Source organism: Pseudomonas sp. HC1(2025) (assembly GCF_058742075.1).
Genome location: NZ_CP196017.1, coordinates 2,690,680 through 2,711,659, shown reverse-complemented (window position 1 = coordinate 2,711,659; position 20,980 = coordinate 2,690,680). Strand labels below are relative to the sequence as shown.

20 protein-coding genes are annotated in these 20,980 nt (G+C 61.5%); 12 read left to right on the top strand and 8 right to left on the bottom strand.

Annotated features, from left to right (window positions below; all coding sequences use genetic code 11):
* The first annotated feature begins 152 nt into the window (after positions 1-152).
* The 5 genes from efeU to ACSSVH_RS12340 all read left to right on the top strand — a co-directional run bounded on the left by efeU (position 153) and on the right by ACSSVH_RS12340 (position 5,828).
* The gene (gene efeU / locus ACSSVH_RS12360; protein WP_492634615.1) at positions 153-986 is read left to right on the top strand and encodes an iron uptake transporter permease EfeU; all 834 of its coding nucleotides are present in this window, start codon (positions 153-155) and stop codon (positions 984-986) included.
* A 9-nt stretch (positions 987-995) separates the two neighbouring features.
* Positions 996-2,192: an iron uptake system protein EfeO gene (gene efeO / locus ACSSVH_RS12355; protein WP_492634614.1), complete on the top strand. Its 1,197-nt coding sequence runs from the start codon at positions 996-998 to the stop codon at positions 2,190-2,192.
* Between the two features lie 14 nt (positions 2,193-2,206).
* Positions 2,207-3,496, top strand: coding sequence for an iron uptake transporter deferrochelatase/peroxidase subunit (gene efeB, locus ACSSVH_RS12350; RefSeq protein ID WP_170041481.1), 1,290 nt, complete (start codon positions 2,207-2,209; stop codon positions 3,494-3,496).
* A gap of 27 nt (positions 3,497-3,523) precedes the next feature.
* Complete coding sequence (efeO, locus tag ACSSVH_RS12345; RefSeq protein ID WP_169951419.1) at positions 3,524-4,336, top strand: iron uptake system protein EfeO; 813 nt, start codon at positions 3,524-3,526, stop codon at positions 4,334-4,336.
* A 289-nt stretch (positions 4,337-4,625) separates the two neighbouring features.
* Complete coding sequence (locus ACSSVH_RS12340; protein WP_169957290.1) at positions 4,626-5,828, top strand: MFS transporter; 1,203 nt, start codon at positions 4,626-4,628, stop codon at positions 5,826-5,828.
* Here ACSSVH_RS12340 and pssA read toward each other — a convergent pair.
* Positions 5,825-7,168, bottom strand: coding sequence for a CDP-diacylglycerol--serine O-phosphatidyltransferase (pssA, locus tag ACSSVH_RS12335; protein WP_492634613.1), 1,344 nt, complete (start codon positions 7,166-7,168; stop codon positions 5,825-5,827). The two genes, ACSSVH_RS12340 and pssA, sit on opposite strands and share 4 nt — an antisense overlap.
* A 124-nt stretch (positions 7,169-7,292) precedes the next feature.
* Here pssA and ACSSVH_RS12330 point away from each other — a divergent pair, with 124 nt between their 5' ends.
* Entirely contained in the window at positions 7,293-7,856 is a 564-nt protein-coding gene (locus ACSSVH_RS12330; RefSeq protein WP_170041483.1) for a TetR/AcrR family transcriptional regulator, read from the top strand.
* Positions 7,857-7,900: 44 nt separating this feature from the next.
* Entirely contained in the window at positions 7,901-8,380 is a 480-nt protein-coding gene (locus ACSSVH_RS12325) for a nuclear transport factor 2 family protein (protein ID WP_170041484.1), read from the top strand.
* 7 nt (positions 8,381-8,387) lie between these two features.
* Here the strand turns inward: ACSSVH_RS12325 and ACSSVH_RS12320 are convergent, their stop codons facing one another.
* From ACSSVH_RS12320 to ACSSVH_RS12305, 4 genes are all read right to left on the bottom strand, one after another.
* The gene (locus ACSSVH_RS12320; protein ID WP_492634612.1) at positions 8,388-9,545 is read right to left on the bottom strand and encodes a PQQ-dependent sugar dehydrogenase; all 1,158 of its coding nucleotides are present in this window, start codon (positions 9,543-9,545) and stop codon (positions 8,388-8,390) included.
* Between the two features lie 19 nt (positions 9,546-9,564).
* Positions 9,565-9,882: a hypothetical protein gene (locus tag ACSSVH_RS12315; RefSeq protein ID WP_492634611.1), complete on the bottom strand. Its 318-nt coding sequence runs from the start codon at positions 9,880-9,882 to the stop codon at positions 9,565-9,567.
* A gap of 210 nt (positions 9,883-10,092) precedes the next feature.
* A complete protein-coding gene (gene lpxO / locus ACSSVH_RS12310) occupies positions 10,093-10,992 on the bottom strand; it encodes a lipid A hydroxylase LpxO (RefSeq protein WP_169957305.1) in 900 nt (299 codons plus the stop codon).
* Positions 10,993-11,270: 278 nt separating this feature from the next.
* A complete protein-coding gene (locus tag ACSSVH_RS12305) occupies positions 11,271-12,614 on the bottom strand; it encodes a Wzz/FepE/Etk N-terminal domain-containing protein (protein ID WP_492634610.1) in 1,344 nt (447 codons plus the stop codon).
* A 390-nt stretch (positions 12,615-13,004) separates the two neighbouring features.
* Here ACSSVH_RS12305 and ACSSVH_RS12300 point away from each other — a divergent pair, with 390 nt between their 5' ends.
* Positions 13,005-13,403 carry a TIGR03067 domain-containing protein gene (locus ACSSVH_RS12300; protein ID WP_492634609.1) on the top strand — a complete coding sequence of 133 codons (399 nt, stop codon included), beginning with the start codon at positions 13,005-13,007 and terminating at the stop codon, positions 13,401-13,403.
* A 117-nt stretch (positions 13,404-13,520) separates the two neighbouring features.
* Here ACSSVH_RS12300 and ACSSVH_RS12295 read toward each other — a convergent pair whose 3' ends face one another.
* Positions 13,521-14,333 carry a class I SAM-dependent methyltransferase gene (locus tag ACSSVH_RS12295; protein WP_169957310.1) on the bottom strand — a complete coding sequence of 271 codons (813 nt, stop codon included), beginning with the start codon at positions 14,331-14,333 and terminating at the stop codon, positions 13,521-13,523.
* Positions 14,334-14,800: 467 nt separating this feature from the next.
* Between ACSSVH_RS12295 and ACSSVH_RS12290 the strand changes: the two genes are divergently transcribed.
* Positions 14,801-16,387 (top strand): ABC-F family ATPase, encoded by a 1,587-nt coding sequence (locus ACSSVH_RS12290; protein WP_082445592.1) that lies wholly within the window; start codon positions 14,801-14,803, stop codon positions 16,385-16,387.
* 177 nt (positions 16,388-16,564) lie between these two features.
* Positions 16,565-17,737 carry an MFS transporter gene (locus tag ACSSVH_RS12285; RefSeq protein WP_170041489.1) on the top strand — a complete coding sequence of 391 codons (1,173 nt, stop codon included), beginning with the start codon at positions 16,565-16,567 and terminating at the stop codon, positions 17,735-17,737.
* Here ACSSVH_RS12285 and ACSSVH_RS12280 read toward each other — a convergent pair.
* Together ACSSVH_RS12280 and ACSSVH_RS12275 are read right to left on the bottom strand one after the other, a co-directional pair.
* Positions 17,731-18,768, bottom strand: a complete 1,038-nt coding sequence (locus ACSSVH_RS12280) for an alpha/beta hydrolase family protein (protein WP_432755692.1) — start codon at positions 18,766-18,768, stop codon at positions 17,731-17,733. The genes ACSSVH_RS12285 and ACSSVH_RS12280 overlap by 7 nt on opposite strands.
* A 181-nt stretch (positions 18,769-18,949) precedes the next feature.
* Positions 18,950-19,561 (bottom strand): FMN-dependent NADH-azoreductase, encoded by a 612-nt coding sequence (locus ACSSVH_RS12275; protein ID WP_169952460.1) that lies wholly within the window; start codon positions 19,559-19,561, stop codon positions 18,950-18,952.
* A 126-nt stretch (positions 19,562-19,687) separates the two neighbouring features.
* On the opposite strand from ACSSVH_RS12275, the gene ACSSVH_RS12270 reads away from it, so the two are divergent.
* Both ACSSVH_RS12270 and ACSSVH_RS12265 read left to right on the top strand, forming a co-directional pair.
* Entirely contained in the window at positions 19,688-20,596 is a 909-nt protein-coding gene (locus tag ACSSVH_RS12270) for a LysR substrate-binding domain-containing protein (protein WP_492634608.1), read from the top strand.
* Positions 20,597-20,607: 11 nt separating this feature from the next.
* Entirely contained in the window at positions 20,608-20,958 is a 351-nt protein-coding gene (locus tag ACSSVH_RS12265) for an MmcQ/YjbR family DNA-binding protein (protein ID WP_057440098.1), read from the top strand.
* Positions 20,959-20,980: the final 22 nt, after the last annotated feature.

Below are 20,980 nucleotides of genomic sequence, written 5' to 3'. Positions count from 1 at the left end.
GCGTGTTGGCTTGATAAGGAACACATACCCAACGCTGCAACGACTTAGGCGGCTGTTCAGGCCGTGTTCAGAAAACGTCAAGATCCGCTGTTTAGTAATGAGTATCATTATGTTACAACTTAGCACCCTAACTAATTACGTTGCGGTGCCCGATGCTCGTCCCCTTTCTCATCATGCTGCGCGAAGGCATTGAAGCCGCATTGATCGTTGGCATCATCGCCAGCTACCTGCAACAGACCGGCCGTGGCCAATGGATGCCGGCGGTGTGGATCGGCGTATTTCTGGCAGCCGCCCTGGCCCTGCTGGTCGGCGGTGGGCTGGAGTTGGTCAGCGCCGAGTTCCCGCAAAAGCAGCAAGAACTGTTCGAAGGCATTGTCGGCCTGGTGGCCGTGGGCATTCTCAGTTCCATGGTGTTCTGGATGCGCAAGGTCGCGCGCTCGATCAAGCATTCCCTGCACCAATCCCTGGATCATGCCCTGGCCGGCTCACGCAACCAGGTAATTGCGCTGATTGCCATGGTGTTTTTCGCCGTAGCCCGCGAAGGCCTGGAAACGGTGTTCTTCCTGCTGGCAGTGTTCCAGCAGAGCGAAGGCCCGGCCGCGCCCATCGGCGCCCTGCTCGGCCTGGTGCTGGCGATTGTCGTGGGATTCTTGATCTACAGCGGCAGCATGCGCCTGAACCTCGGTGCGTTCTTTCGCTGGACCGGGCTGTTCATCCTGGTGGTAGCCGCCGGCATCCTCGCCAACTCGGTGCAGGCCCTGCATGAAGCCGGGGTGTGGAACCACTTGCAGACTGTACTGTTCGATTTCAGCGCGACGCTACCGATGGATGGCCCGCTGGGCTCGGTGCTGGCCGGCATGTTCGGCTATCAGGACGCGCCGACCGCCAGCACCCTGGGCGCCTACCTGATTTACCTGGTGCTGGCGCTTGTGATGTTCTTCATGCCCGCCGCGCCGGGCACCCCCACTTCCGTTTCCAGCCAGTAAGGTCGTCCCTTGCCAAACCAAGCCCCTGCCTCGCCACCCCGCGCCTTGCGTTGGGCGGTCGCCGGTTCGGTGATCGTGATGATCGCCGCCGGCGGCCTGTTCTACTACGCCTCGCAATTGGCCGCAGCCAAGCGCCAGGTCAATCACAACGAAATCGCCGTGATCATCCATGCCCACGCCTGCGAGCCCAACGCCCTGACGGTGCCGGCAGGCCGTGCGAGTTTTCGCATCATCAATCGCTCGGATCGCGCGGTGGAGTGGGAAATCCTCGACGGCGTGCTGGTGGTCGAAGAGCGCGAAAACATTGCGCCGGGCTTGAGCCAGGTGATCAACGCCAACCTGCTGCCGGGCGACTACGCCATCACCTGCGGCCTGTTGAGCAACCCGCGCGGCACCCTGCACGTAACGCCGACCGCCGAGTCCGACGCCCAGGCCAAAGCCAAGCCGTCGATGGTGGCCTTTGTCGGCCCGCTCTCGGAGTTTCGCGTGTATCTGAACACCCAGGGTGGCGCCTTGATCAAGACCGTCAGCGCCCTCCAACAGGCGATTGCCGCAGGCGACCTGAGCCAAGCCCAGGCCCTGTACCTGCCGGCTCGCGAGGCTTACCAACGACTGGCCCCGGCCGCCCAGCGCCTGGCCGAGTTGGACAACGCGATCAATGCCCGCGCCGATTACTTCGAAAAACGCGAACAGGACCCGGCCTTCAGCGGCTTCCATCGCCTGGAGTACGGCCTGTTCGCGCAACACAACCTCGACGGCCTGGCACCGATTGCCCAGCGCCTGCTGGCCGATGTCACCACCCTCAAGCAACAGCTGCTCGCGCAGTCGCTGCCGCCCGAGCAACTGGTGAGCATCCTGGTGCGCAACCTCAACAGCCTGGCCGACGTGCGCGCCGCCAGTGGCGAAGAGGAGCGCTACAGCCACCTCGACCTCAATGGCTTTGCCGCCAACCTTACGGTGACGCGCAAAGTGGTGGACCTGATGCGGCCGCTGCTGGGCAAGTCCGCCGCCGACCTGTTGCCGGGGATCGATAGCGCGATCAACGCTTTCGCCGCGCAACTCGACGGCCTGCAGGTCGATGGCCACTACCCCACCTATGACAGCGTTACCGCCGATCAGCGCCAGCAGATCGCCGACAAGGCCAAGGCTCTGGCCGCCGCACTCGATGGAATCGACCCAGCCCTTGGCCTCTCCGGCCTTAAGTGAAGACGACCAAATAGATGAGTGATTCAGAACAGTTCAACGCCCAGCGCCGCCGTGTGTTGCTGGGAATGGCCGCCACCGGCGCGGCAATTGCCGGCAGTAGCCTCAGTTGCCCGGCGATGGCGGCCGGCGCGGCCCAGGTCACCGCTGCCCCCAGCAGCGAAAAAACCCAGGACCACCATGCCTTCCACGGCAAGCACCAGAGCGGTATCGTCACCCCGCGCCCGGCCTGCGGCATGCTGGTGGCGTTCGATGTATTGGCCAGCGACCGCGAGGACCTGGAGCGGCTGTTTCGCACGCTCAACGAGCGCATCAGCTTTTTGATGACCGGTGGCAGCGTGCCGCAAGTCGACCCGAAACTGCCGCCCACCGACTCCGGGATCCTCGGCCCGGTGGTCACCCCGGATAACCTGACGATTACCGTGTCCGTGGGCGCGTCGTTGTTCGACGAGCGTTTCGGCCTGGCCGACGCCAAGCCCAAGCGCCTGACCCGCATGGTCGGCTTCCCCAACGATGCCCTGGAACCGGCGCAGTGCCACGGCGACCTGAGCCTGCAGTTGAGTTCCAACACCCCCGATACCAATATCCACGCCCTGCGCGATATCGTGAAAAACCTGCCGGACCTGCTGCTGGTGCGCTGGAAACAGGAAGGCAGCGTACCGCCCCAGGCCCCTGCCCGCGCCGGGCAGCCGGCACAGAGTGCGCGCAACTTCCTGGGCTTTCGCGATGGCTCGGCCAACCCGGACTCCAACGACGCCAAGGCCATGGACCAACTGGTCTGGGTCCAGCCCGGCAGTGACGAGCCCGCCTGGGCCGCCCATGGCAGCTACCAGGCGGTGCGGATTATCCGCAACTTCGTCGAACGCTGGGACCGCACGCCCTTGCAGGAACAGCAGAGCATCATCGGCAGGATCAAGACCAGCGGCGCGCCCATGGACGGTCACAGCGAAGCCCAGGTGCCCGACTACAGCAAGGACCCAGAAGGCAAACTGACCAAGCTCGATGCGCATATCCGCCTGGCCAACCCGCGCACAGCGTCGACCCAGGCCAACCTGATCCTGCGCCGGCCGTTCAACTACTCCAATGGCGTCAACAAGAACGGCCAGCTGGACATGGGCCTGTTGTTTATCTGCTACCAGGCAGACCTGGAGAAAGGCTTCATTACTGTGCAAACCCGGCTCAATGGCGAGCCTCTGGAGGAGTACCTCAAGCCTGTGGGCGGCGGCTACTTCTTCACGCTGCCGGGGGTCACCGGGCCCAAGGACTTTATCGGCCGCACCTTGCTGCACACCACTGCCAACACCTAACCCCCTCCCCACAGCGGAAACCGTCCCATGAAAAAGTCGTCTCTTGCGTTGTTGTTGACCCTTTCTCCGCTCGCAGCCTTTGCCGCGACGGCGCCCCTGGACCTGGTGGGCCCGGTGTCGGACTACAAGATTTATGTCACCGACAAGATCGATGAACTGGTGACCCAGACCCAGGCCTTTACCGACGCGGTGAAAAAAGGCGACCTGGCCACCGCGAAAAAACTCTATGCGCCGACCCGTGTGCACTATGAGTCCATCGAGCCGATCGCCGAGCTGTTCAGCGACCTCGATGCCTCGATCGACTCACGGGTCGACGATCACGAAAAAGGCGTGAAGGCCGAGGATTTCACCGGTTTCCACCGTATTGAATACAGCCTGTTCGCCGAGAACAGCACCCAGGGCCTGGGCGCCCTTGCCGATGGCTTGAACAAGGACGTCAAAGACCTGCAAACCCGCGTTGCCGGCCTGACTTTCCCGCCGGAAAAAGTCGTCGGCGGCGCTGCCGCGTTGCTCGAAGAAGTGGCGGCCACCAAGATCTCCGGCGAAGAGGACCGCTACAGCCACACCGACCTGTATGACTTCCAGGGCAACATTGACGGGGCGAAGAAGATCGTCGACCTGTTCCGTGGGCAGATCGAACAGCAGGACAAGGCGTTTTTGGCCAAGGTCGACAAGAACTTCGCCACGGTGGACACCATCCTGGCCAAATACAAGACGGCCGATGGCGGTTTTGAAACCTATGACAAGGTCAAGGAAAACGACCGCAAGGCCCTGGTCGGCCCGGTCAATACCCTGGCCGAAGACCTGTCGACCCTGCGGGGCAAGCTGGGGTTGAACTGATACCTCGACGGTAGCGGCTCTGAGCCTGACACACCGCCATCGCGGGCAAGCCCGCTCCCACAGGGGGGCTCAGCGAGCAGAAAATATTCGCCACACCGCCAATCAAATGTGGGAGCTGGCTTGCCTGCGATGGCGGTGTGTCAGTTACCGAAGAGGGTGACTGAACCACCGCCATCACAAGCAACCCCACTCCCAAAGCTGTAGATCCCTATCATCTAGGTTAATCGCGCTGTGCGTTTAACCGTCTTACCTATAACGTTCCATTGATCCCACTCACGGAAGATTCCCCATGCCCGATTCAGCCACTAGCATTGATGCCGCCTTGCCCACCTCTGTGTCGTTCAACCTGCGTCCCCTGCTGATCGCCAACATGGCCTGCACCATGGCGATGATGGCGTTTGTCTCGCTGATTGGCCCCATCGCCCGGGTGCTGGGGCTGGCGACGTGGCAGGCGGGTGCGGCGGTGACGGTGTCCGGGGTGATCTGGATGTTGCTGGCGCGGCCTTGGGGCCAGGCCAGTGATCGCCTGGGGCGCCGGCGCGTGCTGCTGCTGGGCACGGGCGGTTTCACCCTGGCGTACTGGGCGCTGTGCGTGTTTATCGACGCTTCCCTGCAATTACTGCCCTCGGCCATGCTGGCGTTTATCGGGCTGGTGCTCGGGCGCGGGTTGATCGGGGTGTTCTACGCCGCAATCCCGGTGGGCGGCTATGCGTTGATCGCCGACAATATCGAGCCGGCCCACCGCGCCAAGGCCATGGCCTCGCTGGGGGCGGCCAACGCCTGCGGCCTGGTGCTGGGGCCGGCGGTTGCCGCGCTGCTGGCCCGCTACAGCCTGAGCCTGCCGTTCTATGCCATGGCGCTGTTGCCGATGCTCGGCTTCCTGGTGTTGCTGGTGAAACTGCCGCGCCAGGAACTGCACCTCAAGCAACCACCCAAGGCCGTCAACCTCTCTGACCCACGCCTGCGCCGGCCCCTGGTGGTGGCCTTTGCCGCCATGCTCTGTGTGTCTATCGCCCAGATCACCGTGGGCTTTTTCGCCCTCGACCGCCTGAAAATGAACCCGGCCGATGCCGCACAAACCGCCGGGATTGCCCTGACGATGGTCGGCCTGGCCTTGATCTGCTCGCAATTGCTGGTGCGCAAGCTCGAATGGCCGCCATTGCGGATGATCCGCGTCGGCGCCACTGTTTCCGCCCTGGGCTTTGCCGGCAGTATGTTCGCCGATACCGCGTGGATCCTCTGGCTGTGTTTCTTCGTCTCGGCGGCCGGCATGGGCTGGATCTTCCCATCGTTCGCCGCCCTGGCGGCCAACGCAGTGGAAGCCTCGGAACAAGGCGCTACTGCCGGGTCGGTGGGTGCCGCACAAGGCTTGGGCGTGGTGGTCGGGCCCCTGGCCGGGACCCTGATCTATGCCGTCGAGCCGCGGCTACCGTACCTGGTGGCCGCTGCCCTGCTGCTGCTCATAGCGATCTGGCCGGCACCACGCCACTAGAGAATCCGATACAACAACCGCTCGACCCGTACCCGGCTGACCCGGCGCAAAAACTTGCCGACGGCCTCGGGGTAATCCACCAGCGTCTGCAACTGCTGGTAGCCCTGGATCCGCGTGGTGTGCTGGAAAATCTGCGCAAGCTCGTCACGCCGTGGTGCCAGCCACTGGCCCTGGGGATCGTCGATCAGCAAGGCGTTTTCCAGGTCCAGGCGGAAAGCCCGGGGGTTGAGGTTGTTGCCGGTGAGCAAGGTATAGCGTTCGTCGACCCACATGCCCTTGAGGTGATAGGTGTTATCCCCGTCGCGCCACAGATGCAGGTTGAGCTGGCCGCTGTCGATCATGCGCTGGTGGCGCTTGGCAAAGCGGCGCAGGCTGATCTCGTAGAGATAGGGCAGCGCGGCGATGATCCTGAAGGGTTCGCTGGGCGGGATGTAGAAGTCGTTGGCGGTCTTGTCGCCGACGATGATGTCGATCTTCACCCCCCGGGCCAGCGCGCGGTTGATTTCCCGGGTGACTGGCAGCGGCAGGTTGAAATACGGGGTGCAGATGGTCAACTGCTGCTGGGCGCTGGCGATCAGCTCGCAGATCACCCGGCTCAGCGGGTTGTTCTTGCCCACCCCCAGCAGCGGGCTGACCGACAACCCGCCAATGCCCGCCTGGCCGGCCGTGGTGTCATAGGTCGCGTGCTTGAGACGGCTGCGCAGGTCGCCGATGTCATTGCGCAGGCTGCGGGTACTGGGCAGGTTGGGCAGGTCCAGGCGGTGCACCGCCTTGGACGCCACCAGGCCGTGTTCCACCAGGTGTTGCAGGGAGTCGGCCAGGGGCTTGCTGTGGATCAAGTGATAACGGTCGAAGCGGTATTTGTCGAACTTGTGCAGGTACACATTGTTCAAGCTGGCGCCGCTGTACAGCACACTGTCGTCGATCACAAAACCCTTGAGGTGCAGCACGCCGAACAGCTCGCGGGTCTGCACCGGCACGCCGTACACCGGCACTTGCGTCGGGTGTGACTGGGTCATCGCTTGGTACCAGGCGCTGTTGCCCGGCTGCTTGCCCGCGCCGATCAGCCCGCGCTGGGCGCGCAGCCAGTCGACCATCACCACGATATCCAGCCCGGGCCGTGCGGCCTTGGCGGCATGCAGCGCGTCAAACACCTCCTGGCCCGCTTCGTCCTGTTGCAGGTACAGGGCAACGATGTAGATACGGTGCTGGGCCTGGGCGATTTTCTCCAACAGGCAGCGGCGAAACTCGGCAGCGCCAGACAGCACCTCGATCGCATCGGTGCTCAGGGGAAAACCGCGCAATTTGGGCAACAGGGAACGTTTGAATAACGACGGCATAGGGCTCGCAATGATCGAATCCGAAGAGCCCGAGAGCTTACACCATGGGGGTCCCCAGGTCTGCCCACGGGCGGCTGAAAATAAACGATTGACCAAGAAGAACGATCGTTCTACTGTTCGCAGCATGAACGATATGACCAACAATGAAACCCGCGACATTATCCTGGACGTCACCGAAAAGTTGATCTACCGGCATGGCATTGCAGCCACCGGCATGGATCTGCTGGTGAAAACCGCCGGTGTCTCCAGGAAGAGTATCTATCGCTACTTTGCCAATAAGGACGAACTGGTGATCGCCGCCCTGCAGCGGCGCGACGCGCGTTGGCTGCTGTGGCTGCGCAGCGAGGTCGAGCAATACGCCGGCAGCGGCGCCCGTTTGCTCGGCGTGTTCAGCGCCCTCAAGGCCTGGTTCGGCTCTGCGGACTTTCGCGGTTGCGCCTTTATCAATACCAGCGGCGAGACCGGCAACCCGCAAGACCCGGTTCGCTTACTGGCCAAGGCGCACAAACAGAAACTGTTCGAGTACCTGCTTGAACTGTGCAAGGCCCATGGCACCCCGGCCCCGGAGAAGCAGGCCGCGCAACTGCTGATCCTGGTCGATGGCGCCATTACCATCGCCCTGATCATGGGCGATGTCACCGCCGCTGATAATGCGCAATGCATGGCGCAGGACTTATTGGCACTTTGAAAGTTGTCTGGGTTTAACAACTAACGATCCAAAGGAGCAGTCAAATGACCGCCAATGTACACGTGCGTCCGCCCTTGCCGCCCTTTACCGAGCAATCGGCCATTGAAAAGATCCGTCTCGCCGAAGACGGCTGGAACTCCCGCGATCCGCAGCGCGTGTCGCTGGCCTACACCCTGGACACAAAGTGGCGCAATCGCGCCGAGTTCGCTCATAACCGCGAGCAGGCCAAGGATTTTCTCACCCGCAAATGGGCCAGGGAACTGGACTACCGCTTGATCAAGGAGCTATGGGCGTTTACCGGCAACCGCATCGCGGTGCGTTATGCCTATGAATGGCACGACGATTCCGGTAACTGGTTCCGCTCCTACGGCAACGAGAATTGGGAGTTTGACCAGGACGGCCTGATGTCCAATCGGCATGCGTGCATCAATGACATGCCGATCAAGGAAAGCGAACGCAAATTCCACTGGCCCCTGGGACGGCGCCCGGATGATCATCCGGGGCTGTCCGAACTGGGGCTGTAGGAGCCGGTCAATCCTGCTTCAAGCCCACCTGATACAACACGCCATCATCCTCATCCGTGAGTACGTACAGGAAGCCATCCGGGCCCTGGCGTACATCGCGGATGCGCGCCTTCAACTCGCCCAGCAGGCGCTCTTCGTGGACCACCTTGTCGCCGTCGAACTGCAGGCGGATCAGCTCCTGGCTGGCCAGGGCGCCGATAAACAGGTTGTGCTGCCAGGCCTTGAAGCGGTCGGCGTCGTAGAACGCCATGCCGCTGATGGCCGGTGACTTTTCCCACACATGATGGGGCCCGACCGTGCCTTCGGCAGTCTTGCCCTTGGCCTCGGGAATCGGCAGCAAGGAATAGTTGATGCCATGGGTCGCCAAGGGCCAGCCGTAGTTCTTGCCACGTTCGATGATATTGATCTCATCACCGCCGCGTGGGCCATGTTCGTTTTCCCAAAGAGTGCCGGTCCACGGGTTCAGCGCAGCGCCCTGGGGGTTGCGCTGGCCATAGGACCAGATTTCCGGCCGCGCTCCTGGCTGGCCGACAAACGGGTTGTCATCCGGTACGCGGCCGTCGGGGTAGATCCGCACTACCTTGCCCTGCAACTTGTCCAGGTCCTGGGCCGTCGGGCGATCATTGTTCTCGCCCAGGGTCACAAACAGGTAGCCATCGCGATCAAACACCAGGCGCGAGCCAAAATGGTTGCCGGTGGAGAGCTTGGGCTCCTGGCGCAGGATCACCTGGAAGTCCTTGAGGCCGCTCAGGTCGTCGCTCAAGCGGCCACGTCCTACCGCCGTGCCGGCCGTACCGCCCTTGCCACCCCCTTCGGCGTAGGACAGGTAGACCAAGCGGTCCTCCTTGAAATCCGGTGACAACACCACATCCAGCAAACCGCCCTGCCCCTTGGCCCAGGCTTGCGGCACGCCACTCAGCGGCGCGGACAATTTGCCATCACTGCTCACAAAACGCAGCGCGCCCGGCCGTTCGGTGACCAAAAAGCCCTGTTTGTCGGGTAAAAACGCCACCGCCCATGGGTGGTCCAGGCCTTTGACAATCGGGGTCGCGGTGATGCTGCCTTGCTCGCTGGGGAACTGCCGGGTCTCGGCGGCCAACGCGGGCAACGCGCTTGCCAGGGCGCTGGCGCAGCAGGTCGCTAAAAGAGTTGTGCGTAGAAACATACCGTGGGGTTCCTTGCGTTCAGGGCCGGCGATTGCCATTGGCATCTTGCGTCGGGGCTGAAGGTTGGGTGGCGGGACGTGCAGGTGCTGCATCACGTTGCGGATAGCGGTTGCCGATACCGCCATTTTCCAGGGTCGGCGGCCGAGGCACCGGCGCGGTGTAGGTACCGTGGGTGGCGGGCGTATTGGGCTGGGTGCCCTGCATGCTGTTGGGATTGGCCCGTTTGATCGGGCTGTTATACGGGTTGTTGTTGCCAGGCAGGTTCTGCGCCTGCACCCCGCCACTCAAGGCAAGGCCCAGAGCCAGCACTACAAGGCTGCGCGTACGGCTGTTCATGACAAAACCTCTGTAGGGTGAGGAATACCTGCATTCGATAACACGCTACGCCCTGGGTTCGGATTTGGTAACCAAATACTTTCCATGCAGGTGTAACACGGCTTTTCGAATGCCCCTACGCCAACCGGCAGCGGCTCAGCAAGAAGATAGGGCAGAAACTGGGGACCCAGCCGCCTGAGTAGCCCCTGCCAGTGGCAAGGGGCCTTACTCTCAGATCAATATGAAAATCACTGCCAAACCAGCAAAGATCGCCCACTTCTCCAGGTAATACCGGGTGCGGTTACGCTTTTTCAGCTCCTTGCCGCGCAGGCGGATCTTGTACAGGCGGGTAAAGGCGCGGTTCAAGCCGCCGGTCTTGTCCCCGGCATCATTGGGCGAGCCGGCGGCGGCCATGACATTGCGGCTGAACCAGCGATTGAACGCCGCAGCCCAACGGTATTTCATCGGTCGCTCAATATCGCAGAACAAGATGATGCGGTTTTGCTGGGTGGTGTTTTCGGCGTAGTGAATGTAAGTCTCGTCAAACATCACCGCCTCGCCGTCGCGCCAGTGATAGTTTTCACCGTCCACGTTGATATAGCAGCCTGGATCGTTGGGTGTATCCAACCCCAGGTGGTAACGGTAGGAGCCAGCATAAGGATCGCGATGGCGCACCAATTTCGAGCCTGGAGGCAGTTCGGCAAACATCGCGGCCTTGATCGAACCGATGCTTTGCACAAGCTCCGTAGTACGCGGGCACAGCTTCATGGCCGAGGGATGGCTGTCGCCGTACCACTTGAGGTAGAAGCGTTTCCAGCCCGATTTGAAAAACGAGTTGAAACCCACGTCGTTGTATTGGTCCGAGCGCTTGATCTCGCCGGCGCGCATCAGGTTCTGGCCCTCCTCGCGAATCTCCTGCCAGTGCTCCTGGAGCGGGCTCAGGTCGGGGAAATCGCTGGGCGAGAGATACGGGCGGCCGGGCAGTTTGGAGAATAGGTAAAGGAAGCAATTGACCGGGGCGAGGAAGGTCGAGTGGTCGCTTAATTGACGGCCCAGCTTATGTCGCACCCGGCCACGCAGATGGACATACGCGATGGAGACAACGTAGAGAGCAACAATGATGAGTTTCACGGGAATTCGTCACATGTCAGAAGAGTACAGGCTGCTCCTCCAGGCCGGGCCAGGGAGGGAAAATGCAGCACCTGAAATCACAATTCGTTAACAGCCCACGAGTGCCTTGGAGACAGTTCGGATAGTGGCCAATGGCAGTTATTTTAGCCATAGATTGTAACCAAAGGTTAACTAAGAATTGTGAAAAGGTGTCTTCCAACTGTATAGCCGCGCCACCTCGGACGCGGGGTGGCGGGTCTTGCGGGCTGCGACGCAGCCCGGCAAAGGAGCGGCGTGACTCAGCCCAGTGGCTGGTCATCCTTGCGTTCGCGCTTGGTAAAGCGGTCGTCGTCCAGGGGCGAATAGGCCACTGGCTTGCCGCGTGCCAGCACCAGATGGCGAACCAGCGCGATCAATATCCCCAGCAGCAAACCGCCCAGCAGGCTCAACGCAACCACCAGGATTTTCTTCGGCTTGACCGGGCTCAGGGGCTCCTGGGCGCGCCGGTCAATGGTCACCAGTTTCAAGGCGCTCATATCGATATTCAGGCTGCGCAGGCGCGCCACTTCAGCGCGCAAGGGCTCGACATCCTGCAGGAAAATATCTTCATTGCCCCGACGCTTCATCACCTCGACCTGGCGATTGACCTCCAGCAACTGCAGTTCCTTGCCGATTTCGGCGACACGGTTGTTGGTGAAGTCATCACTGGTACGCTGCTGCAGGGCCGTGCGCTCGGCTTCCAGGGCGTCGGTGCCGAGGAAGTACAGGGGAATCTGCTGGTTGTTGACCTCGGTGCGCATCACCTGGCTCGTGCCACTACGCCCGGCATCGGCCATGGACGACGGCGTGGTCGGGTTCTTGATGCCCATGGATTTGGCAATCGAGATGGCCTCGTTCAACTCTGCCAGGCGGTTGGAACGCTGCATTTTCATCTGTAGGCGCAGGGCGCTGAGTTCGTCTTCAAGCTGTGCGCGCTTGAGCTTGTCGCCTTCCAGCAGCTTGGCGATCTTCGATTCCTTGTCGGTTTCATAATTGGCGCGCGCCGCGTCAATCTTGCCCTTGAGCTCGGTAAGGCGGTTGTTGACGATCACCTTGAGATCGGCGCCCACTTGCTCGCGCTCGGCTGCAATGGCGTAGTCGACAAAACCGTTGAGAATCGCGACCCCGTCTATATCAGTGGGGTATTGCAGCTCAAGACGGATATAGCTACTGAGGGAATCTGCTTTCTTCGGATCGGGCAGGATCAGCTTGATCGAGTTGCGGTTGAACGCTTCGAAACTCTGCTCAAGGCTGCGGCCCGGCTCCTGAAACGCCTGGAACAACGCCGGGTTGGCTTTGAAGAAGCTCAGTCGCGCGTCGTACGAATCCAACTGCGCGCCCACTTTGGCCAGCGCGTCCGCCGGTGGCAACTTGTAGACCTCGGAACGATTGAGTGCGTCCAGTTCATTGATAGCTGCCGGCCTCAGCACGCTGCTGACCTGGTACTCACGGGGAGCGAGCAGCGCGTAGCCAACACCAAGCAGGCCGGCAAAGAAGGTACAGCCGATGACCAGTTTCTTCTGCCGCCAAATCGAGTGAAACAGCTCAAATAAATCAATTTCGTCAGACACCACGGGGGCGTGCACCTGGGGAGTTCTATTCAAAATGGGGACACCCTTCAAAAAGTGGACGCTGGCTGTCCACTACACGATAGATCTGAATAACCAACTGAAAATGCAGGGACAACGCCCTGTATATGGCTCGTACGACACGAGACAACGGTCATCCGACCATTTAGTCACTGAAAAAATCCCTATCGCATGGAGTTTGTTTTCCTTCACAAAAATCAATGTCATCCATGACATTGATCAGCGTAGACGACATATCGAGCAGCATCGTTCTTACGATATGTCAAAATCGCTGCTTGCAAGGGGGAGAACTCAACTACTTGGCTTTTTTGAGACATTTCTTGCAGAAAGCTCCATGCCAGTTTTTAAAAAAATTGGCTGGTAGACAAACCGCCCTGCCCGGCCCATCAATAAAAGGAGCTTTTGATGCCATCACCCCTATCGAGCCCAACGCAACTGGATAGACAGGCCCTGCAAGGCACCTGGGAACAAATTGCCCTGGAAGACAGCGGTGTCAGCAATCCACCGGACGAGCACAGTGCGCCAGGTGCGCTGACCACGATTGACGGTGATCGATTCCGGGTCGAGACCGTCGACGGCAACGTACTGCTAGAGGGGTGTTTTAGCCTGGACGCCAGCACCACGCCCAAAAGCATCACTTGGATAGATTCCATAGGGGCCGACGCCGGCAAATGCCTGCCGGCCAGCTACACCTTGGATGACAGGCACTTCGTGTTCATCGCGGCGGATGAAGGCATGCCCCGGCCAACGCGTTTCAGTACGACGCCAGGGCAAACCATGCGCACCTTTGTGCGCAGGTCTTGAGCAGGCAGGTTTTTGCGACAGGATTTTCACAAAGTGTTCACCTTTGACGCGTTAGGTTAAACCCAACTCCTCAGATGAATCCCTTGGCCCGCCGCCCCAGCGGGCCTTTTTTTGCCTTCAGGCCGAGCGTTTTACCGCAGTCAGCGTGTAGCACATGGGCAATTGCGCGGCCTGGTTTTCGTACCGGTCGTACAGTTCTTCGCGATTGGAGTGCGGGTATTCCTGCAAATGACTGATCTGCAGCCCTGCCGCGATGGCCGCGCTGACAGTCTCCCCCAGGGTATGCACAAACCAGTAGGACGTGGCGGCGGCACTTTTGCTGGTGCCTTCATAGACGATTGCCTCGTTCTGCACAAAAGGCTCGCGGCGAAAGTAGGAGGTGGCCGGCAGCATCGGGTTGGCCGCTTCGGGGTCGAACACTTCCAGGAATGGATGGGTCTCGTAGATCACCAGCGTGCCCCCCTCTTTCAGGGTGCTGGCAACATGCCGCATAAACAGCCCGATATCTGGCATCCAACCCAGCACGCCGATGGTGATCAGGGCGATATCAAACCGCCCCAACACACGCTCGGGCAAATGATGAACATCGGCTTCGATAAATTCAGGTGCATGCGGCGAGCGGCTCGCCAGTTCCGCCGCCTGCGCCAGAAACGCATCGGACTGGTCGACCCCGACCACACTGCGGGCGCCAAGCCCATACAGCGACAGGCTCTCACGGCCGTTGTTGCAGCCCAGTTGCACGGCGTCCCGACCCTGTATGCCCACCTGCAACAACACTGAGGTCAGGGTGGGATCCAGGCAGCTGAAGTCGGGCTCGCCGACGCCGGCGAGCAGGCCTTGCCAGTGCTCGGTGGTTTTATGGTGTTCGGCGGATTCGTTCCAGGCGGCCTTGTTACTGGCGATCGCCTGTTGAGCAGACAGCGTGTCCATTGCGTCTCCAAACCATTGAGCGTGCGCAACAGGATGGCAATGAGCGCCGTCAAAAAAAGAAGGTGGTTCGCCCCGCACCGACAGCCTCGCCATCCTTGAACCGGTAAAGAGCCATCACTGCAGGGCGAACGGTGGAAACTTAATCCACGGCCATTGGATGTTCAACTGTTATCAACCACAAACCTGACAATCGATACAATTTCGATACAACTCGATGAATTTTGTAGAATTTCCCGCCAGAAAAGACCCGCGCCGCACTTCTTGGCGCCGGACAAGCCTGCCTGTCATATAACTCGCGCCTCACATATGCGACAATGCGCGCCAAATTCCAACATGCACCCCATATTTTCTGCTCGGCGACTGGGCTTCACGCCTTGATGTCGCTGTTGACGCATGCCCGTTGGCCCGGGCTCCGAATGGGTCCCGGCCCAAATAAGCGCACCCCAAGCTATTGATAGGTAAAGTAATTGATCTCCACAGCTAACATCACCATGCAGTTCGGCGCCAAGCCGCTGTTTGAGAACGTCTCGGTCAAGTTCGGCGCCGGTAACCGTTATGGTTTGATCGGTGCCAACGGTTGCGGCAAGTCGACCTTCATGAAAATCCTCGGTGGCGACCTCGACCCGTCCGGCGGCCAGGTCATGCTGGAACCGAACGTGCGCCTGGGTAAGCTGCGCCAGGATCAGTTCGCCTACGAAGAATTCAACGTGATCGACACCGTGATCATGGGTCACGAAGAGCTGTGGAAGGTCAAGGCCGAGCGCGATCGCATCTACTCGCTGCCGGAAATGAGCGAAGAAGACGGCATGGCCGTGGCCGAGCTGGAAACCGAATTCGCCGAAATGGACGGCTACACCGCCGAATCCCGTGCCGGTGAACTGCTGCTGGGCCTGGGTATCGGCATCGAGCAGCACTTCGGCCCGATGAGCGAAGTGTCCCCAGGCTGGAAGCTGCGCGTACTGCTGGCCCAGGCGTTGTTCTCGGATCCGGAAGTGCTGCTGCTCGACGAACCGACGAACCACCTGGACATCAACACCATCCGCTGGCTGGAAAACGTCCTGACCCAGCGTAACAGCCTGATGATCATCATCTCTCACGACCGTCACTTCCTGAACAGCGTGTGCACGCACATGGCTGACCTGGACTACGGCGAGCTGCGCCTGTTCCCGGGCAACTACGATGAGTACATGACCGTGGCCACCCAGTCCCGCGAGCAGTTGCTGTCGGACAACGCCAAGAAGAAAGCGCAGATCTCCGAACTGCAATCGTTCGTCAGCCGTTTCTCGGCCAACGCCTCGAAAGCCAAGCAGGCCACTTCCCGCGCCAAGGCGATCGACAAGATCCAGCTGGCCGAGGTCAAGCCTTCGAGCCGTGTGAGCCCGTTCATCCGCTTCGAGCAGACCAAGAAGCTGCATCGCCAGGCGGTCATCGTCGAGCGCATGGCCAAGGGCTTTGACGGCAAGACCCTGTTCAAGGACTTCAGCTTCCAGGTTGAAGCGGGCGAGCGCGTGGCGATCATCGGCCCGAACGGTATCGGCAAGACCACCCTGCTGCGCACCCTGGTCAACGAACTGACCCCGGACGCCGGCAGCGTGAAGTGGACCGACGCGGCTGAGCTGGGCTACTACGCCCAGGACCATGCCCACGACTTCGAAGACGACGTCACCTTGTTCGACTGGATGGGCCAGTGGGCCCAGGGCGAACAAGTGATCCGCGGCACCCTCGGCCGCATGCTGTTCTCCAACGACGAGATCCTCAAGTCGGTCAAGGTCATCTCCGGTGGTGAGCAAGGTCGCATGCTGTTCGGCAAGCTGATCCTGCAAAAGCCCAACGTGCTGGTCATGGATGAACCGACCAACCACTTGGACATGGAATCCATCGAGGCGCTGAACCTGGCGCTGGAGAACTACCCGGGCACGCTGATCTTCGTCAGCCACGACCGTGAGTTCGTATCGTCCCTGGCCACCCGTATCATCGAGCTGAGCCCAAGCGGCGTGATCGACTTCAGCGGCACCTATGACGACTACCTGCGTAGCCAGGGCGTGGTGTTTTAAGGGCAGCCAATAGCGGCTGGCTACACGCTGCAAGTAAAAGCCCCGTCAGCAGTGACGGGGCTTTTTGCATTTCCAGGCTCGACCAACGGAGCGTCAAGCCGATGATTGTTAGCCTGCTTCCTTTTCTCCCCAGCCCTTGCCATGATGCGCTCACCGCCCTGCCGCGAATGAGCCTCCATGCCTGCCGCCCCCAGCTCCCTGTCGATCACCCTGCAGATCGTCTCCATCGTCTTCTATACCTTTATCGCGTTTATCTGCATCGGCCTGCCGATTGCGGTGATTCCCGGCTACGTCCATGAACAACTGGGCTTCAGTGCGGTAGTGGCGGGCATCACCATCGGTTCGCAGTACCTGGCCACCCTCCTCAGCCGGCCCATGGCCGGGCGCATGTCGGACAACGTCGGCACCAAGCGCGCGATTGTGCTCGGCTTGAGCGGCATCCTGCTCAGCGGCGTCTTGACCCTGCTCGCCACTGCGCTGCAAAGCCTGCCCAATCTGAGCCTGGGAATTCTGATTGTCGGCCGCGTGCTGCTGGGCGTGGCCCAGGGCCTGATCGGTGTCGGCACTATCAGTTGGTGCATGGGCCAGGTCGGCGCCGAACACACCGCCCGCTCGATCTCCTGGAACGGCATCGCGTCCTACGGCGCCATCGCCATTGGTGCGCCGCTGGGTGTGGTGATGGTTGCGCAATATGGCTACAACAGCCTCGGTATCGCGCTGGCGGTGCTGGCCGGGCTGGGCCTGGTGCTGATCCGCAAAAAGCCCTCGGTGCCGGTGGTGCGCGGCGAGCGCCTGCCGTTCTGGGCGGTGTTCGGGCGGATTGCACCGTTTGGTGCCAGCCTGTGCCTGGCATCCATTGGCTACGGCACCCTGACCACCTTCATTACCCTGTTCTACCTGAGCCGCGGCTGGACCGGCGCCGCCTGGTGCCTGACGGTGTTTGGCATCTGCTTTATCCTCTCGCGCCTGCTGTTTATCTCCAGCATCAACCGCTTTGGCGGGTTTCGCGCAGCGATTGCCTGCATGACCCTGGAAACCCTCGGCCTGGCCCTGCTATGGCTCGCACCCTCTCCCGCCATCGCCCTGGTCGGCGCCGGCCTCACCGGCTTTGGCCTGTCCCTGGTGTACCCGGCATTGGGCGTCGAAGCCATCAAACAGGTGCCCAACAGCAGCCGGGGCGCGGGGCTGAGTGCCTATGCGGTGTTTTTTGACCTGGCGCTGGCGATTGCCGGGCCGTTGATGGGCGCGGTGGCGTTGAACCTGGGCTACTCGTGGATTTTCTTTGGCGCGGCGCTACTGTCCGTCACCGGCCTGGGCCTGACCCTGCTGCTGATGCGCCGGGCCTATTGATCGGCGGTCTGTAGGCCGGCCCGCGAGTGCTGGCCAAGGGTGCGCCCGAAAAAACGCCCGGCCTCGGAAATCAGGTCACGGTGAATGCCCTCGCGGTCCACCCCATCGGCATCCGTACACAGCGCCGGCATCAGCGCCAACTGCTCATCATCGCAAGGGGCCATGAAGATAAAGTGCCCGGCCCCGGCCAACAGCTTGAAATCCGGCGGCTGCGGCAGCTTGCGCGCCAGGGCGGCGGCGTTTTTATCCACGGCTACCAGCTTGTCACCGTCGCCGCTATACAGCAGCACCGGCACATGCACGTCGCCCAGGGTGTGCCGACCAAACATCAGGCTCAGCGGGGCCATGAGCATCAACGCATGGATCCGGGAGTCGGCCTGGGGTTGCAGGTCATCGCGGTCGACCACCAGCTCGCCCTTGGTCGTGCAAGCGTCACGGTCTTCGGGGCGTTCCATGCAATAGCGGCGCAAACGCTCGAAATCCGGCTTGGCCCCGGCCAGGATCAGCGCCGTCTCGCCGCCTGCCGAATAGCCGATCACGCCCACCTGGTCGACATTGACGAACGGCGACAGCATTGGGTCGCCCAAGGTGGCGCTAATCGCTGCCGAAATCTGGATCGGGCGGCCATACAGGTTGCTCAAGGTGCCCAGGCGGCTGTGGTCCTTGTAGTTGTCGCCAGGATGCAGCACCGCCACCACCACAAACCCCTTGCGCGCCAGCGACGTCGCCAAATCGTGCAAGGCCAGGGGCGTGCCGGTGTTGCCATGGGACAACATCAACAGCGGGAAGCGGCCAATGGCGACCTTGGCATCCTCGGTGGCGGCGACGCGATAGGCGCCCACCTGGCTGATATATTCGCGGCCGGTGGACGGATAAAAGGCGATGGCTTTCATCGGCTGCGAATCCAGCGGGTCGAGAAAGCTCATGCGGTGATAGCCCACGCTCCAATGGGGGTGCGGGGCCACGGCAGCGTGCACTGGAACGAGGCCGCCGAACAGGGAAACCAGCAAGACTGCACAAAGACGCATCATGGGGATGTCCACCTGTGCTGCGTGACGCCTGCGAGTGGGCGGTATGGCCCTGTGTTGCATAACCTGCGCCAGATTCGCCCACCCAAAACAAAAAACTCCGTAATCCGCTGGTTTTCAGGCCAGCAGAATACAGAGTTTAGGCGCCTCGAATCAGATTGATAGCGAGCCGCGGTGAAATCTCTTACGCAGCGACGAACAGTTGCTCGCTGATCTGCGCATTGGCGTCGTTCAGCGCCTTGCTGCGTGCTTCGTCACCATAGGCCAGGCCGTGGGCACGTACGAACTCAACGTCGGTAATGCCGAAGAAGCCCAGCAGCACCTTCAAGTAGTCCTCGTGCGCCACACCGGTCGGCTGACCCACATGCAGGCCACCGGCGGTGGAGACCACGATGACTTTCTTGTTGCCGCACAGGCCTTGCGGGCCGGCTTCGGTGTAGCGGAACGTCTGGCCGGCAACAGCAATGCGGTCGATCCAGGCCTTGAGTTGGGTGGGGATGGTGAAGTTGTACATCGGCGCGGCGATGACCACCGCGTCGGCCGCCAGGAACTCGGCCAGGGTCGAGGCGCTCAGGTCGGCTTCGTGCTTCTGCACCGCATCACGCAGTTCGGCAGCGGTGCCCAGGGCGCCCAGGGTGATCCCGGAAAAATGGTTGATCCCTTCGCTGGCCAAGTCGCGGTAGGTGACTTCCACACCCGGCTCGGCCGCTTGCCAGGCCTTGACCACTTCGCGGCTCAACTGACGGGATACCGAGTTGTCGCCGAGGATGCTGGAATCGATATGCAAGAGTTTCATGTGGGATCTCCAAGTGAGGACCGCCACCGGGCGATCTGATGGAGAGAATCCTACAGATCAATCCAATAGCCGATTAGCCGGTTAAAATGCGATAGTTCGTCCCACTGACAGGACAATAGGCCCAACATGCAAGACCTCAATGACCTCTACTATTTCGCCAAGGTGGTGGAAGCCGGTGGCTTCGCGGCCGCTGGCCGGCTGCTGGGGATCCCCAAGTCGCGGCTGTCACGGCGCATTGCCGAACTGGAGGAACGCCTCGGCGCCCGCCTGTTGCAGCGCACCACCCGGCAACTGACCCTGACCGCCGTCGGCGAACGCTACCTGGGGCATTGCCAGGCGATGCTGCTGGAAGCGGAAATGGCCGACGAAGCCGTGGCCAACATGTCCAGCGAGCCCCGTGGCCGCCTGCGCGTCAGTTGCCCGGTGGGCCTGGCCCACGAAATCCTGCCGACGGTGGTGGCGCAATTTCTCGCAGCCCACCCGCTGGTGCAATTGGAGATGATGCTGATCAATCGCCGCGTCGACCTGGTAGCCGAGGGCGTGGACGTGGCCCTGCGCGTGCGCGAACTGGGGGACGAAGACCCGCTGCTGGTGACCCGCCGCCTGCGTCAGGCGCAGACGGCCATGGTCGCCAGCCCCGAGTTTGTACGTGGCCATCAGATCAACACCCCGGCCGACCTCAAGCACCTGCCGGTATTGGGCGCCCTGGAAGCCGACCGCATGGTCCACCTGCGCATGCTCGACCCTGCCGGCAATGCCACCGACCTGGCCATGGAGGCACGCCTGGGCATCGACGACTTCCTGGTGCGCAAGGCCAGCGCCCTCGCCGGCCTGGGTTTCACCGTGCTGCCGATGATGTACTGCGAGCAGGAGTTGGAAACCGGCCAGCTGGTGCAATTGCTACCCGAATGGTCACTGCCTGGCGGCTGGCTGCAAGCGGTGTACCCGCACCGACGCGGCGTATCCCCAGCGGTGCGCGCCTGGATCGACTTTTTGGCCCACGCCTTCAACAATTGCGGAGATCGCCAGCTATGAACACCCGGATCATGACCGAAGACGACGTCGCCCAGTTCTGCCTGGGCCTGCCCGGTGCGCGCGAGGATTACAAATGGGGTGGAGTGCGGGTGTTCTCGATTGCCGGCAACAAGATGTTCGCGTTGCAGAACCTGCGGGGTGACTCCCTGGCGTTCAAGGTCGACAAGGAGCTGTTCCTCGGCCACGTGGACCGCCCGGGCATCCACCCGGCGCCGTACCTGGCACGCGCGCAGTGGATCATCATGCAACTGCCCTACCCGCTGGGCGGCGAGGAGTTGCGCGGTTTGCTGCAGCGCTCCCACCAGTTGGTGGTGAGCAAACTGCCCAAGCGTACGCAGATCGGCCTGAGGCTGGACGAGTAAGCCAGTCCAGGTCGTCTTGCAC